The sequence below is a fragment of the Marinobacter sp. KM021 genome (genome assembly GCF_050707965.1).
Taxonomy (GTDB): Bacteria; Pseudomonadota; Gammaproteobacteria; order Pseudomonadales; family Oleiphilaceae; genus Marinobacter; species Marinobacter shengliensis.
Genome location: NZ_CP136129.1, coordinates 3,246,157 through 3,262,145 on the forward strand (window position 1 = coordinate 3,246,157; position 15,989 = coordinate 3,262,145).

A 15,989-nucleotide genomic window follows, 5' to 3' on the forward strand; every position below is an offset into this window, starting at 1 on the left:
TCGGCGATTCCGATCACTCATCTGGATGGCCCGCTGGATGGTTCTGATACTAATGGTGTCGGTTGCCATCACCGTGGACAGGGTCAGCACAGAACGCTTAAAAACCGAGGTGCGCCAGGAATGGCAAGCAAAGATCGATGACCTGGCCCTGGATCTGCAAGGCAGGATTTTACAGAACATAAAAACGGTTTGGGGCCTTGCAGCCAGTGTCTCGGTTGAACCGGAACTTGGCGAGGCTCGTTTTCAAGAACTGGCCGCCGTTATTTTCCGGCTGGCCACTGAATTAAGAAATATCGGCCTGGCGCCTGATTTTGTCATTAACAACATCTACCCCCTGGAGGGAAATGAAGCCGCCATTGGTCTGGACCTGAGAACGCAAAGCCTCCCGGCCGAACAGGTTCGCATGCTAATGGAAACGGAGCGCGCGGTGTTCAGTGGCCCCATTAATCTGGTTCAAGGTGGCCAGGGACTGGCAGCCCGAATTCCGATTTTTAGCTCCGATTCCGGTGAGTTCTGGGGCGTGGTGTCCGTCATCCTGGACCTTCAAAGCCTCTATGAAGCGGTCAACCTGGGCATCATCATGCAGGAGGCACAGCTAGTGCTATCGACGTCCTCTGACCCATCCAACTCAGAAAGCATCTTTTTCGGTACCCAGGAGGCTAGCTGGAAATGGCCAGTTTATAATGCGCTGGACATGCACGGCACCAGCTGGCATTTATTCGCACAACCGAAGGCCGGATGGCCAGATCAGCCACCGCAGCCCTTGCTGTTGCGCGGGATACTCGCATTACTGGTGTTACTGGTGACCGCTGCAACCTTCTGGCTGACCCGTCTGCTGCTCAAAGATCGGCAAATGCAACAATGGTTTTCGGGCCTGTTCGAACTTGCCCCGGTCGGCATTGCACTGTTCGATGCGTCAAGCAATCAGCTATTGCGAGCCAACCCAAGCCTGAAAAGTATCCTTGGTGAACATCCTCGTTCACTGGCTTTTTTCAACAAAACGTTCGATGAATATGGGAACCTCAGCACCGATTGTGAGGGTCTGACAGAGACGCTGGCCAGATCAGAGAGACTTAACGGCCGACAGGGCTATGTTAAAGACAACACTGGTGCGCTCAAGCCGATCATGCTGCATGGTCTGAACCTCATCACCACAGACGGAAAACCGGTTGTCTGGCTGATTGTTGAGGATATGTCAGAGCAGAAAAAAGCAGAACGGCTCAAGAACCAGTTCATTTCCACGGTAAGCCATGAGCTGCGCACGCCACTGACATCCATCTCCGGGGCCCTTGGATTATTGGCCAACCAGGCTGCAGGAACGCTTCCTGACAGCGCCCTTCGGCTGACCCGGATTGCCCACAGAAACAGCGAACAGCTCACTCACCTGGTGAATGATCTTCTCGATATCGAAAAGCTCATCGCCGGCAAAATGACACTCGATATGAAAGCCCTTCAAGTCTCTGACCTGGTGCGTGAGTGTGTCGAGAATATCGGAAACTATGCTTCGGATCATCAAGTGACCGTGGAGATCCGACAGCTTGCCGATGTTAAAGTGACCGCCGATAAACGACGATTGATGCAGGCCCTGAACAATCTGCTTTCCAACGCCATCAAGTTTTCACCAGAGCATTCTGACGTGCTTGTCTATACCGAAACAGAAAACCACAAGGTACGAATCAAGGTACAGGACTTTGGCAAAGGGATTCCGCCCGAATTCCAGCCATCAGTGTTTGAAAAATTCGCACAGGCCGAAACCGATGGCCGGTGCTCAAAAGCTGGAACCGGACTCGGCCTGGCCATTACCCGTGAGTTGATGCTCAAAATGCATGGGTCAGTTGGCTTCACCTCCCGCCCCGGGCAGGGTGCCACGTTCTGGCTGGAGTTAACCGAAGCAGAGTAGACAAAGACGAAACCAATGGAATACGAAGGGCTTCGGAAAATGTTAAAGGAGGCTGGAAACAGAGCCCCAGCCTCCTGTTTGGCCCGCAATACCTCAGGCGTTCTTCAACATCTCCCGAACCACATAGTGCAGAATCCCACCATGCTGGAAATACACCGCCTCGTTAGCGGTATCGATGCGTGATTTCAGCTCACAGGTTTCGGTAGAGCCATCCTTGTATTTCACCGACATGGTTAGGGTCTGGCCCGGCTTGATATCGCCAGACAGCCCTTCGATGCTGATGGTTTCCTCACCGGTGAGTTTCAGGCTCTTGCGATCAACCCCTTCCGGGAACTGCAGTGGCATCACCCCCATGCCGATCAGGTTGGAGCGGTGGATGCGCTCGTAGGATTCCGCCACCACAGCTCTCACGCCCAACAGGCGGGTGCCCTTGGCGGCCCAGTCCCGGCTGGAGCCGGTGCCGTATTCTTTGCCAGCAATCACCACCAGCGGTGTACCTTGCTCCTGGTACTTCATGGCGGCATCGTAAATGGCCATCTGCTCGCCGGTGGGCACAAACTTCGTGAAGCCGCCTTCCACACCATCGAGCATCTCGTTTCGGATGCGCACGTTGGCGAAGGTGCCACGCATCATCACCTCATGGTTACCCCGGCGGGATCCGTAGGAGTTGAAGTCTTTCGGCTCCACACCGTGTGCCTGCAGGTATTTGCCGGCAGGCGTATCGGCCTTGAAGGAGCCCGCCGGGGAGATGTGGTCAGTGGTGACCGAATCACCCAAGAGAGCCAGGATGTTGGCATCCTTGATGTTCTCGATGGCCTCGGGCTGCTCACCCATGCCTTCGAAAAACGGCGGATGCTGGATATAGGTGGACTTGTCGCTCCACTCATACACCTTGCTTTCCGGCACCTTGATGGATTTCCAGATGTCGTCGCCCTCGAACACTTCGCCGTATTCCTTGCGGAACATGTCGGTTTTCACCTTTTCGACGGCCTCGGCGATTTCCGCCTGGCTGGGCCAGAGGTCGTTCAGGTACACGGGGTTACCGTCTTTGTCGGTACCCAGCGGGTCGTTGGTCAGGTCCAGCCGCACGTTGCCGGCCAGAGCGTACGCCACCACCAAGGGCGGCGAGGCCAGCCAGTTGGTTTTCACCAGCGGGTGCACCCGGCCTTCAAAGTTACGGTTACCAGACAGCACCGAAGCGACGGTGAGATCCCCCTCGTTGATGGCTTTCTCAACGGCATCCGGCAGCGGGCCTGAGTTGCCGATGCAGGTGGTGCAGCCGTAGCCCACCAGGTTGAAGCCCAGTTCATTCAGGTCGTCCTGCAGGCCCGCCACTTTCAGGTAATCGGTGACCACCTTGGAGCCCGGCGCCAGCGAGGTTTTCACCCAGGGTTTGGTTTTAAGGCCCTTATCCACCGCCTTCTTGGCAATAAGGCCTGCGGCCATCATTACACTGGGATTGGAGGTGTTAGTACAGGAGGTAATCGCCGCGATCACCACGGCGCCGGGGTCCAGTCGCGTTTTCTCTCCGTTCATTTCCAACGGCTGACTGGCCGGGTGTTCGTAACTGTTATCGACACCAACCGCAGTCTGGCCACCCTCCGACTCCAGCCTGGATTCCTGGTTCTGGGCCGGACCTTCAGCGGTCTCCATCAGTAACTCGAACGACGACTTCATGTTCTTCAGGGCCACCCGGTCCTGAGGACGCTTCGGGCCGGCAAGGCTGGCTTCCACATCGCCCATATCCAACTCCAGTGTGTCGGTATACACCGGTTCGTGCCCTGGCTCCCGCCAGAGGCCCTGGGCCTTGGCGTAGGCTTCCACCAGATCCAACAACTCTTCATCGCGGCCGGTCAGGCGCATGTAGGTAATGGTCTGATCATCCACCGGGAAGAAGCCGCAGGTAGCGCCGTATTCCGGGGCCATGTTGGCGATGGTGGCCCGGTCGGCCACTGGCATGTCTTTCAGACCGTCGCCGTAGAATTCAACGAATTTGCCCACCACGCCCTTCTTGCGCAGCATTTCCACCACCGTCAGCACCAGGTCTGTCGCGGTGATGCCTTCCCGCAGCTTGCCGGTGATCTTGAAGCCTACCACCTCGGGAATCAGCATAGAGACCGGCTGGCCCAGCATGGCGGCTTCCGCTTCGATACCACCGACACCCCAGCCAAGAATGCCCAGGCCGTTAATCATGGTGGTGTGGGAGTCGGTACCCACCAGGGTATCCGGGTAGGCAATGGTTTTGCCATCCACGTCCTTCTGCCACACGGTCTTGCCTAGATACTCCAGGTTGACCTGATGACAGATACCGGTGCCGGGCGGCACCACCCGGAAATTATCAAAGGCCTGCTGGCCCCAGCGCAGGAACTCATAGCGCTCCTGGTTGCGCTCCATCTCGATGGCGACGTTATCCTTAAAGGCCGACGGATTGCCGTACTTGTCCACCATCACCGAGTGATCGATCACGAGGTCCACCGGTGACAACGGGTTGATCAGAGCCGGGTCTTTGCCGGCCTGTTTTACCGCCTCGCGCATGGCCGCCAGGTCCACCACACCGGGTACGCCGGTGAAATCCTGCATTAATACCCGGGCCGGGCGGAACTGAATCTCAGTGTCGGAGCTTCGGTCTTTCAGCCACTGCACCATGGCATCGATATGGGAGCGGTCGACCGTGGTGTCGTCTTCGTTACGCAACAGGTTCTCCATCAGGACTTTCAGGGAGAACGGCAGGCGGTTCAGGTCGCCCAGGGTGTCGGCCGCCTTGGGCAGACTGTAGTAGTGATAGGTCTTGCCACCCGCGTTCAGGGTGGAGAGGGTATTCAGGCTGTCTTTGCTCAGTGAGGTATTCGACATGCGGGGCCTCCTCTTGGTTTGGTCTACACTAACTATTGCATCGAATGAACATAGTTCAACTCAACACCGATGAATGTTCGCTATTCCCCCGGTGAATAGCCCTGAAAAGCGAAACCATTCCTGTTTCAGCCCGCATTGTCGCCCTAGCCGATGTGTTCGATGCCCTGACCAGTGAACGCCCCTACAAAAAAGGTTCATCGCGCTTTACCGGGAAATGCTGCTTTTATCTTCAGAAAGAAGTAGTCGTTATCCCGGTAGCCGTAGGCCACCCGCTTGATCACCTTGATCTTGTTGTTCATTCCCTCCAACACACTGGTGTTCAACCGGTAGACCGCGCTGGCGATAATGCCGTCGACGTAGCCCTTGAGGCGCCTGGCAAACTGCTGCACGGGGGCCAGCCCACTACTCATAGCCAGATTTAGCCAGTCTTGCCAGCGTTGTCTGGCATCGGCCTCTGAGGGAGCGTACCAGAGCTCTTTGAGCTGGTCTTTCAGGACGTAGACAGTCATCAGGGGCTGGTTGGCTTGCAGCAGTTCTTCGAGCTTCAGAGCCTGCTCGTCCTTGAGGTTGCCTCGGTTTCTGAGCAACAGCCAGCGACTTCGTTTCACTACTTTGCGAGCCGGCTTGTCGTGTCGAAGCTGATTGGCCTGATCGACCCGGACACGGTCAATCACTTCCCGTCCGAACTTTGCTACAACGTGGAACAGGTCATAGACCACCCGTGCTTGTGGGCAGTGGTGCTGAACTTCCAGGTCCATGGCGGTATTCATATCCATCGCCACGGCTTCGATCTGGCCACAGGTTTCCGGCCCCAGCCATTCAAAGAAGGGGCGTACCGCTGCTCGACTGCGGCCTTCTCCAACCCAGAGGACTTGTTGAGTATCCGCATCAATCGCCACGGTGGCGTAGCGGTGTCCCTTGAACAAGGCGAACTCATCCATGATCAGTCGACGAATCCGGCGTTTATCTGGCTCAGTCACTTCTCGTTTGAGGCGCCGATGGTCGATGGCCTTGACCGTATGCCAATGCAACCCTAGCAGCGTTGCCACATGTTGGATCGGCATCAGTCGTACCAGGGATTCAATCCAACTGACCATGCCTGCCGTCAGACGCTGTCGCCCTGGTAACCAGCGAATCTGTTCAAGCTTGGGGCCACAGGTCGTACAACGAACTCGGCGAACTGGCACGTCCAGCCAGACGCGGTATTGGAACAGGTCGCGTTCTCGGACTCGTCGGGTGCTGATGTCATGGATGGCAAGCGTGTGCTGATTACAACCACTGCAGCATGGCAAGTAATCGTCGGCAGGTTGCAGTCGGATGAGCAGAGATTGAGCGTCAATCTGGGCATACGATTCTATCGTGAATCCTTCCCAGAACAGGGCAAGAGGATTAGCATTCATAGGGACGGCGGTGAGTCGGTCAGGTTTGTTGTTTTGGCGAACTCAAAACTAACCGGTTTGACCGCCGTCTCCTACTTTTTCACGCTAACCCGCGATGAACCACAAAAAAGCCTGGTCCATTAACCAGGCAATCAATCTGATACGCGAACGAAGCGGTCAGCACTTTGAGCCGGTGCTGCTTTGAGCTCTGCTCAGGGCAGCCGGTATCGCACTATCAATCCGTCTACACTTGCCACGCTGGAATCAATCGCATCCGCCAGGCCCTGTACCAGCTCAGCCTCTTTTGCCACGTCGGTGGTGCGACTGGCAACGGTGTGGATGTTCTCGTTAATCTGCAGTGATGTAGCGGCCTGTTCCTCGCAGGCGGCGGCGATCTGGTTGTTCATGCTGCTGACAGCGTCTATCGCTTGCTCAATGCGGCTGATGGCTTCGGCAGCTTCCTGAATAGCCCGGTTCGATTCGATTGACCGGGTCTGCCCCATTTGCATCGCAGCCGTTGTCGCTTCCGACAGGTCTTTCAGTTCATCTACCGTGGTGCGGATTTCATCGGTGAATTCCTGGGTACGACGCGACAGGGAACGCACCTCGTCAGCGACCACGGCAAAGCCCCGGCCGTGCTCGCCCGCCCTGGCGGCCTCAATGGCCGCGTTCAGTGCAAGCAGGTTGGTCTGGTCAGAAATGTCGTGTATCGAGCCCGTTACCCGGGCAATGGATTCCACCTTGTCGGTCAACTGAGCCACCATGCGCGCACTGTCCGCCAGAGCTTTATTGGTAGCGTCTGTCATGGTGCGTGCGCTGGCCATGGCCTGACTGCCAGCGGAGGCAGAACCTGCCGCATCGGTAGCGGCTTCGGAAGCCAACTGGGCATTATGGGCCACTTCCTGCACACTCGCAGACATCTGATTGGTCGCTGTGGCCACCTGATCAGCCTGCTGCTGTTGCTCCTCAACGTACTGACGGGTGCTTTCACTGGCTCGCACTAATTGCGCCGTGTTGCTCTGAAGTTCATCAGAGAAACCGCGCATCTGCCGGATCAGCTCGCAGGACTTCTCCATCATGTCGTTGAAGGATTTTGCGCTGACACTGCGGTCCTCAGTGGGCAAACGACCGGACAGATCATGTTCCCGGTCAAACGCCTGAACAATCGACATCATACGGAACGCCTGGTTACGCTCCTGCTTCATTTGCACGGCAAAGAACACAAGGATACCGGCCTCGAAAACTACAAAGGCGGCATGAACCATGGCAGTGCCCCAGCCATGCCCGTGGTCATATATCATCAGCGGCATCGAGCCTATCTGCGTGCCGGCATGTTGAAGTGCCGTGAACAACAGGTGGTGTAAGGCGATCGTAACGGCCGCAACCACTACAGGCAGCCAGTCCCGGTAGATAATCGTTAGGGCAAGTCCGGAAAAGATATGAAAGTGCATTTCGATTCGCCCCATCTGGGCCTGAATCATGATGGCTGAGAACAACATCAAACAGACGGCAAACAGACTCGAACTGGCGCGACTTCCCCGCAACAGGAAGTAACCACCAGTTGCCAAGCCTCCCACAAGCATTGACGCCACAAGTGCGAACGCATGGGTGCCATAACCAACGGGCACCAGCAAGCCGACCACAGGCACGTGGGCCAGCAATATGAGGAGCATTTGCCAGTCGGTGACCAGAGTTTGCTCTCGGGTTAGATCGCTGACGCTAACAACGGTTGTCATTGGAATCATTCTCTTGGGTATGTCGCGCGGGACTTGTCTGGTGGGTTGCACTATCAGGATGCATTCGTTCGGGTATTTACGAACCTGAATTGTTGCAGATCACAGACAACACAGCTGGTTCGTACTTTCACTTAACGGATGTTTATCGTGTTCACGGCAGGGATGTGTGAACAGATCAGCTGCGGCCCGGGGCCAGTTCTGTCATCATTGGCGCTGTTTTCTGACGGATCAGGATCTACCGTGAAACACGATTGTCATTACCACCCGGGCGACCCGGCCAAGTGGCACTGTGGTGAGTGCCAGATGCACTATTGCAACCGCTGCATGCCCGATGCAGATACCCGCCAGCGCCGCGCCCTGTGCCCACGCTGCAGCAAGGCCATGCGGTATCTCGGGGCGGCAACCGAGGTGGTGCCCTTCTGGCACCGTATCGGCGCTTTCTTCCGCTACCCGTTCCATACCGATCCATTGATAGTAATCGCCATATGTACGCTGGTGCCCATCGTTGCACCGGCGAACATTGTCGGCTTGATTATCTGGCTGGTGCTGGCACTGGCCCTGTTCAAATACACCTATGCCGTGATCAGCCACACCGCAGAAGGCCATCTGAAACCGCCACCGGTGTCGGTGGCGTTTACGGGCAGCGGTTTTGATATCGTTATTCTGCAGCTTCTGGTGTTCGTGCTGATGGGTGGCCTGGTGGCTGCGGCCGCGATGATCGGCGGGCCGATTCTTATGATGCTGGCGTTGGCATTTGCGATACTCGCCCTGCCCGCCAGCATCATGGTGCTGGCGATGGAGCGATCAGTGGGTGCGGCGGTGAACCCGATGAACCTGGCGGTGCTGATTTCCCGTATCGGCACCCCCTACTTCCTGCTGTATGGCTATCTGATTCTGCTCACCCTGGCTTCCGGGGCGGCCCAGGATTTTGCCGTTGATCACTTCCCGATGTGGGTCGCACAGCCCCTGGCGGGCTTCCTTAACAGTACCTTTACCCTGATTCTGTTCCACATGCTGGGTTACCTGCTGTTCCAGTATCAGGAAGAACTGGGCTTTGCCTCGGACATTCAGGGGGCAGAAAGCGACGCAGACCAACAGAACCGGGACCGGAGCACTCGCTTTGATGCCGATCTGGACATGAACCTGAAAGACGGCAACTACGACCGGGTTCAGAGCATGCTGATCGAATCCCTCAAGAAAGACCGGGACAATCCGAAACGCATCGGGCAGCTCTATCAGATTCTGACCGCCCGGCAGGCAACGACCGAGCTGTACCGGTACCACCCGCGCCTGATCGCGTGGTTGGCCCAGCGGCATGACGGTGACGGGCTGAACCAGCTGATGCAGACCCTACAAGCGGCTGAGCCCGGCTTTCAGCTGGACGATCCGGAACTGGCAGTGCAGTGTGCCAGTGCCCTGTATCACCGGGGCCACTTCAAGCCGGCATTGCGGCTGCTCCAGGATTTCCACAAACGGTTCCCGGACAGCGACCAGCTGGCACCGGCCTATTTACTGGCCGCCCAGGCATTGGCCAATGGCCTGCAACAGTGGGAGAAAGCCAGTGCGTTTCTCGCGTTTATCAAGAAACGCTGTGTCACCCACCCCTTGCATGGGCAGATCGACACCTGGCTGGAACAGGCCCGCAATCAGCAACCGCTGAAAGGCCCGAAAGCGAGTTTTGAGATACCGGAGTAATCAGAAAGCGCCGGCACAGGGCAACCTGCGCTGTGCCGGCATTTAAGGCTTCAGAAAGTGTTCTTGAGCAGTTGGCGGTAATGGCGGGCTTTTGGCTCCATCTGGTGCTTCTCGAACTCCGCCAGCAACAACCGGCAGGCCTCGTTGACCATTTCCACATCCGCCGTTGAGCGCATGCGTTCAAAAGCCTTTTCCGCTGATTTCAAATCGTGGTGCTTGAGACTGGCAAACATTACCCGGTTATGGTCTTCCACCGCCAGCGGATGATGGGCCTCACCCTTGCTCAGATATTCCTGCCATACTGAGATCATTTGCTCTGGCTGCCGTCGGGCCATGGCATCGGCCATAAGTTCCCGTGACAGGTCCCGGTAGGCTGGCAGGTCTGGCCGAAGTTTGGCCAGCTGGTACAGATGTTCCAACACAATGGCGCGCTCGGGATAGCGTTCCCGCAACGCCTCGAACTGACGCCGGGCCAGATCGAAATCCATCCTTCCAAGGCTGGCCATAGCCTGGGCATACGCCGAGGTAAAGCGGGCGTCCTGTTCATCTTCTTCCGGTTCAAAAAACTCTTCTTTTACCTGCAACCAGCTTTTACCCAACAGCCAGACCAGGCCAGCACCGGCAAGTAGCCCGCCAGCGTGGGCCATATAGGCAATACCGGTAGAGCCGGCGTACCAGTAATCATAGATTTCCTTGCCTACCCACACCGGCAACAGGGCGATGGCCGGTGCCCGGAAATAGTTGAAGTAGACCAACAGGAAGTAGAAAAACCGGATCCTCTGCAAGCCGTATATGGCCACATACATTCCCATCAACCCGGAAATGGAGCCAGACGCGCCCACCAGAGGAATCTGACTACCCATGGAGAAGCCGGTGTACATCAGACCAGATAACGCACCGCAGGCCAGGTAGGCCATCAGGTAACGGCCCGGCCCCAGGGCTTTCTCGACCGTGAAGCCAAGCAGGAACAGGAACAGCAGGTTACCGATGATATGGCCCCAGCCACCATGCAGAAACTGGTAAGTAATCAGGCTGTAAAGCGACAACTCAGCCGGGATAAGCCCCAACTGATAGGCGCTCATGCGAGACAGCCACTGTTCGTCGATGGCAACCCGCTGCTCCAGCCAGTGACTTCGTTCAGCCGGCGCCCAGATCAGGTCCCGGTTTTCTTGCAGGTACTGGTAGAACTCCCGGTCCACCAACAGGGTGGCTGCCAGCCAGAAGGTTTCGTTGTCCTCCTGCAGTTGCTGGAATTCCTGAAGCTCCAGCACACTCTGGGCATCACCAGAGAACCGGATTTCCCGTTGCAGATAGTCTTCATAAGCCGGTGCCTCGAGCGCCAGCAGGTCGGCTTCCAGGTACTGTTCCAGGGCGGCTTCAAACTTGCGGTCGTCACCGCCCTGATAGAACAGGAAGACCAGCAGGCAAGCCATCATCAGGCTCAGGGTTACCCAGGGCGGGCGTTTCCAGTTAACGGCGTTCTCGGCAGGAATAATCAGCATGGGCGGTCACAATTCATCACAATCTGTCCCTGAAAAGCTGCTTTTTACCACAGCAGCGACTTCTTTTCCCGGTGTAATGACACCTGGCGAGCAGAAATCAAAGGTCTGCAACGGGAAATGTGGCGCAGCACACAACCGTGGGTGTCATCACACAGTCACACAAATGCCATTCAATCGGTAACCACTCACTTCCGGTGCCTATCGACCATTCGCCAATTGCCGTTATTGCTTCAACCAACAATATTGGGGAAGCAATAACAACAAAAACCGGATTCTGGACTCGAGGATACTGCACATGACCGTACTAGTTCTGGACAACCCTGACTTGCTGGCGAAGGCCGCATTGGCATTCGGCGGCATGGCGGGCCAGCCTTCACAAGACGGAAGCCGTCCTCACCGCACCCGATTTCACTACGGCTTCAACAAACACACTCCGGATGCCGGTGACATCGAGGTTCTGAAGCAGCACGCTGCCTACCTGAAAAATCACCCGGGTGTGCGGGTAAGAATTCATGGCCACGCCGACCGCTTTGGTTCAGAGGAATACAATCGTTTCCTGGCTCGCCTGAGGGCCAACTCTGTGGCCCGCCTGCTCATGCGCGAGGGCGTTCACCAGTCTGCCATTGTGCTGGCTACCTGGGGTTCGGATCGCCCCCTGGCCCGGCCGGAAGACCACGCGGCCAACCGACGGGTGGAGCTGGAATACCTGACCATGGACATTGCCCAAGCACTCTGAGCGCCAGGTACATACACAAACGGGGCCAACAGGCCCCGTTTAAGCAATCGCTGCCGGCTTGCTCAGCCGTACACCTGCCAGACGTTCCACAGTAACAGCAACGCCGCCACCAGAATCGCCAACCAGGTTAACAGGATACCGATCATGCGGGCCTTGTGGGGGCCACCCTTGCCGTTGATCATGCCCCAGGCATGGAGAATACGGCCCACCACCAGCGCCATGCCGGTCCAGTAAATCAGGCCTGAGGCAACACCGTTCAGCTCGGCAATCGCCAGCATAATCAGGCCAATGGGCGCATATTCGACCAGGTTAGCATGGGCGCGCACCGCTGCCTCAAACTCGACATCGTCGTTCACGCCCAGCCCTTTACGGTACTTTAGCCGGTACTTGACCACCTGGCCGGACAACACCAGCAACAACAAACCAAGGACGGCCGCGAACACAGCGGTTACGGGTACGATCATGTCAGCCCTGCTTTATCTTGTTGACCACTGCCAACAGCAGTACCGCACCGACGGTCGCGGTTACCAGCTCACCGACCATGCTCTTTACCGCCAGCCCGAGCACGCCAAACAGCACGCCGCCAATCACCGAACCGACAATACCAATACCGATATTGGCCAGCACGCCAAAGCCCTTGCCTTTCATAATCAGGCCAGCCAGCCAGCCGGCAAGACCACCAATGATCAGAAACCAGATCAGGCTCATCTATCCATTCTCCCAAGGTTTACCAGTCCAGAATGCATTCCTGTTCAGAAGACTGCCCTGTTTTTCACGGCCATTCAAGCAGTTCCGGGAGTTCGTGCAAGCCCTGCGATGGCTTCCGACATCTGTTGGTGGCACCGGGCGATCAGCTCGGGTACATCGGCAGAGGTCAGCCCCTGGGTTTCGACAGGAGGAAGAATCCGCATCGGGACTGGCTCCCTGCGACCAGACCAGCCTCGTGTTTTGCCGTGATACTCACCGGCACACACCATGGTAATGGGGGCACCGGCGGCAATGGCAGTGTGAAACGCACCTTTCTTGAAGCTTCCCAGGCCACGGCCACGGCTACGGGTGCCTTCCGGGAATACCCAGATACTTTTACGCTGCTGGTTGATCGCCTCACTGGTGGCCTCCATTACCGCCACCGCTTTTCGGGACCGACCGCGGTTCAGAATGATGTTGCCACCCAGCCAGAATACCTGGCCAAAGAACGGCACCCAGACCAATGAGGACTTACCTACCGCCACCGTGCGCGGCGGTAGCAAGTCACCCATCAGGAACAGGTCGTCGTTCTGTTGGTGGTTAGCGATGATCACCGTTGGCCTGTCCTGCGGCATGTTCTCAGCCCCGTACAGGGGGCGCTTCATGCCCAGCAAACAACGCCCTACCCGGGCGACAATCCAGCCCAGCAGACGGTTATTATCCGGGTTGAACGGCCGGGCCAGGTATAACACCAATGCCAGAAGGCACAAGACTGGCACGCTGATCCACGCCAGGATTTTTCTTACCACTGCCATACTGCTTTTCCGTTGAGACTCACTTGGCGCACAAGTGTACGCCAAACCTAAAGCGCGGCAACAGTGTCCTTTTGTTCGAGTGCGTAAACGGGATGGGCTTCAACCACATAGCGCAGTGGGCCACGAGCATCCAAGGAATCAAAGGGGTAGCAGGTAACCAACAGCAGGGTGCCGGCAGCCAGTGTGTGGGTGTTGATTAGCTCCTTACGACTGTCCACTACCCGGATACTGGTCACCCGATAATCCTGCCAACGCTGATCCTGGCCTTGCAATCTGACTGGGTTGCCCGGCGCGAGATGTTGGAGGTGGCTGAAGTGGGTATCCCGGTGCCCGGCCAGGATGACCGGCCCGTCGGCACCAGCCACCAACTTGCCCGGCCCGAAGGCCAGGCTTTCGCCGTGCAGGCCATCCAGCACGATCATCGACACATCCAGCTCGGGCATTTCCAGTTTCGCCACGGGCCAGGTATCGGCCCAGGGCCAGGGCCGGGCCTGGACCTGACGGGCCTGGGTTTCCGCCCAGGCAAGTGCCAGCAGCTCCTGTGCCACCAGCGCCTTGAAGGGAATCCACAGCCCAAACATGAGCACCGTGGCAGAACAGCCGAACAGTAACAGCAGCAGGCGGCTCACAGGGATGGCCTCCGGTTCAGCATGGCAATCGCCAGGGAAAACATCAGCCCCAGCAAACCCAGCGCAGTGAACAACGGTGCGAATGTGGCTGTCTGGGGGTACCTGAGCATACCGGGCTGGCTACCTGCCGGCAGCAGGGTGGGTATGCTCTGTGACCCTGCGCTTTCGGTTTCCGGACGAGCCTGGCGCCGCTCCACCACCACAAAGCTGGTGAATGGCGAAATCACGCTGTGGCGAACCGACAGCTCAGTGATCTGCTGCTCATCCGGCGTCTGACCCTGAAGCCGGGCGGCATCGGTCAGCTCATCAATCCGGCCGCGGGCCCAGTGACGATTCAAACCACTGGCGGGCGCCGCCTGGGCCAGGTCCAGAGATGTGGACCAGCGACGGCCTCCGGGCAACTGGCCGGAAACCTGCAACTGCCCTGCTGCCGGCAGTCCCCGGACTACCTGGACCAACGGCGTGCCGCGAAACAGATCCCCGGGCCTGGCCGGTACTGGCTCCAAAGGCTGCCCCTGATCCGGCCAGCGGACGTCCAGATTGGTCAGCACCGGTGCCTCCATGGCGGCAAACAGACGGTTCAGGGCCCGGTCTACCTCGGCGCCTGAGTGAATTGCAGTAAACTCACCCCGGCCCCACCGGGCCGCCTCCCGCAAAAAGTGCATATTGGGAGCAGAGCCAATCCCCACGGTAAACAGTCTTCGGTCAGTCAAACCCGAGCGGATCTGGTTAAACAGGGCAGACTCATTGCCCACGGCACCGTCGGTGATAAACACCACCTGGCGCACCCGTTCACCACCCGGGCCAGAGTCCATTCCCAGCGCCAACGACAGGGCACCCGCCATTTCGGTACCGCCATTGGCCCGCAAATCCTGGACATAACGCCGGGCCCGGGCCAGATAATGGCCTTCTGCCGGCACAGGCTGGGCGAACAGGGCATGGGCCTGGCTGTTAAACTGGATCACATTGAACGAATCACCGGGGCGCAGGGTTTCCAGCCCCTTCAGCAGGGCAGAACGGGCCTGGGCGATTGAATCCCCCGCCATGGAACCCGAGGTATCAATAACGAACACAAGCTCCCGGCGCAGCACCGGCCCGACCGTGTCAGGCGGCAGCACCATGGCCATCAGATAATCCTCACCCTGCCAGGTCTGGTGAAACACGGCCGCTTTTGGCTCACCGCCGGCTACCGGGCGCCACCTGACGATCACATCGCGGTCCATCAGCACCTTTTCCTGTTCCGGCCTCACCGTCGCCCTTGCACCGTCCAGTTCGGTGTGCAGTCGATGGCTTGGGCTGGAGACATCCGCCAGGGCCAGGCCGCTTTCGATCTCTATTCCGATTCTGGCCCGGTGGCTGCCGCCATCAACGTCCTGGGGGCGAACGGTAAACGGACTGATTTCATGGGCATCGGCAACCTCTGTGGTGGCCAGCGCCCACCCCGACTGCCACGGGCCTTGGGTTTCCGCCAGCGGTTCGCCTGGCATATACCGAGGGGTCAAGGTGGTGGGCAGTCGAAGTTCGAATTCACCGTGCTTGTAGGCCACCGGTTGCTGATAACGGATTTCCACCTGCACACTTTCGCCTGGCGGGATATTGGCTACCCGGCTGGTGAACAGGTTCGGGCGATGCTGCTCCAGCGTGGCCGCATGCTGCCCGGCCTGCCTGGCCCGTTCATAGGTTTGGCGGGCCTTGGCTTTGGGCTCGATGTGACCCAGGATTTCACGCTCGCCAATGGTCATGCGTAGCCCGAACACCGTGGCCTTGTCGGGTAACGGGAACACGAAAATCCCCTCCTGCCACTGGTCGCTGGTATTACGAAAAACCCTGGTCAGCCTGGTCTCCGCCAGCAGGCCAGACACATGAACCCGGAAGTCACTGTCGAGAATCAGGGCCGGCTGCTGCCGGGCACTTTGATCATTCATCAGGTACAGTTGACCCGGCTGTTCCATGTCCATCTGACGCGCCTCCGCATACAGGGGGTGGACAAACAACATCAGCAGAACCGCCAACCAGAGGCTGATACCCTCGGCCATCCGCAACCACCTGGATTGTTT

General features: G+C 57.8%; 12 protein-coding genes and 1 pseudogene. 4 read left to right on the top strand and 9 right to left on the bottom strand.

The window, feature by feature from the left end:
• Positions 1 to 37: 37 nt before the first annotated feature.
• Positions 38 to 1,900 carry an ATP-binding protein gene (locus RVM24_RS15255; protein ID WP_431474309.1) on the top strand — a complete coding sequence of 621 codons (1,863 nt, stop codon included), beginning with the start codon at positions 38 to 40 and terminating at the stop codon, positions 1,898 to 1,900.
• Between the two features lie 93 nt (positions 1,901 to 1,993).
• Here the strand turns inward: RVM24_RS15255 and acnA are convergent, their stop codons facing one another.
• Positions 1,994 to 4,753, bottom strand: a complete 2,760-nt coding sequence (acnA, locus tag RVM24_RS15260; protein WP_286252343.1) for an aconitate hydratase AcnA — start codon at positions 4,751 to 4,753, stop codon at positions 1,994 to 1,996.
• Positions 4,754 to 4,854: 101 nt separating this feature from the next.
• On the opposite strand from acnA, the pseudogene RVM24_RS15265 reads away from it, so the two are divergent.
• Positions 4,855 to 4,944: pseudogene (locus RVM24_RS15265) on the top strand (HD domain-containing phosphohydrolase); the annotation flags it as partial.
• Between the two features lie 3 nt (positions 4,945 to 4,947).
• Here RVM24_RS15265 and RVM24_RS15270 read toward each other — a convergent pair.
• Entirely contained in the window at positions 4,948 to 6,153 is a 1,206-nt protein-coding gene (locus tag RVM24_RS15270) for an ISL3 family transposase (protein WP_011785425.1), read from the bottom strand.
• A 191-nt stretch (positions 6,154 to 6,344) separates the two neighbouring features.
• A complete protein-coding gene (locus RVM24_RS15275; protein WP_431474310.1) occupies positions 6,345 to 7,868 on the bottom strand; it encodes a methyl-accepting chemotaxis protein in 1,524 nt (507 codons plus the stop codon).
• Between the two features lie 240 nt (positions 7,869 to 8,108).
• Between RVM24_RS15275 and RVM24_RS15280 the strand changes: the two genes are divergently transcribed.
• On the top strand, positions 8,109 to 9,563 hold the full coding sequence (locus tag RVM24_RS15280; protein ID WP_431474311.1) for a B-box zinc finger protein: 1,455 nt from the start codon (positions 8,109 to 8,111) through the stop codon (positions 9,561 to 9,563).
• A 50-nt stretch (positions 9,564 to 9,613) separates the two neighbouring features.
• Here RVM24_RS15280 and RVM24_RS15285 read toward each other — a convergent pair whose 3' ends face one another.
• The gene (locus RVM24_RS15285) at positions 9,614 to 11,065 is read right to left on the bottom strand and encodes a rhomboid family intramembrane serine protease (RefSeq protein ID WP_431474312.1); all 1,452 of its coding nucleotides are present in this window, start codon (positions 11,063 to 11,065) and stop codon (positions 9,614 to 9,616) included.
• Between the two features lie 295 nt (positions 11,066 to 11,360).
• On the opposite strand from RVM24_RS15285, the gene RVM24_RS15290 reads away from it, so the two are divergent.
• On the top strand, positions 11,361 to 11,801 hold the full coding sequence (locus RVM24_RS15290; protein WP_061330919.1) for an OmpA family protein: 441 nt from the start codon (positions 11,361 to 11,363) through the stop codon (positions 11,799 to 11,801).
• Between the two features lie 62 nt (positions 11,802 to 11,863).
• Here RVM24_RS15290 and RVM24_RS15295 read toward each other — a convergent pair whose 3' ends face one another.
• From RVM24_RS15295 to RVM24_RS15315, 5 genes are all read right to left on the bottom strand, one after another.
• Complete coding sequence (locus RVM24_RS15295; protein ID WP_061330920.1) at positions 11,864 to 12,265, bottom strand: MAPEG family protein; 402 nt, start codon at positions 12,263 to 12,265, stop codon at positions 11,864 to 11,866.
• A 1-nt stretch (position 12,266) separates the two neighbouring features.
• A complete protein-coding gene (locus tag RVM24_RS15300) occupies positions 12,267 to 12,509 on the bottom strand; it encodes a GlsB/YeaQ/YmgE family stress response membrane protein (RefSeq protein ID WP_061330921.1) in 243 nt (80 codons plus the stop codon).
• 74 nt (positions 12,510 to 12,583) lie between these two features.
• A complete protein-coding gene (locus RVM24_RS15305) occupies positions 12,584 to 13,303 on the bottom strand; it encodes a lysophospholipid acyltransferase family protein (protein ID WP_152439340.1) in 720 nt (239 codons plus the stop codon).
• Positions 13,304 to 13,350: 47 nt separating this feature from the next.
• Positions 13,351 to 13,932 (bottom strand): class GN sortase, encoded by a 582-nt coding sequence (locus RVM24_RS15310; RefSeq protein WP_431474313.1) that lies wholly within the window; start codon positions 13,930 to 13,932, stop codon positions 13,351 to 13,353.
• The gene (locus tag RVM24_RS15315; protein ID WP_431474314.1) at positions 13,929 to 15,968 is read right to left on the bottom strand and encodes a marine proteobacterial sortase target protein; all 2,040 of its coding nucleotides are present in this window, start codon (positions 15,966 to 15,968) and stop codon (positions 13,929 to 13,931) included. Before RVM24_RS15315 ends, RVM24_RS15310 begins: the two co-directional genes overlap by 4 nt.
• Positions 15,969 to 15,989: the final 21 nt, after the last annotated feature.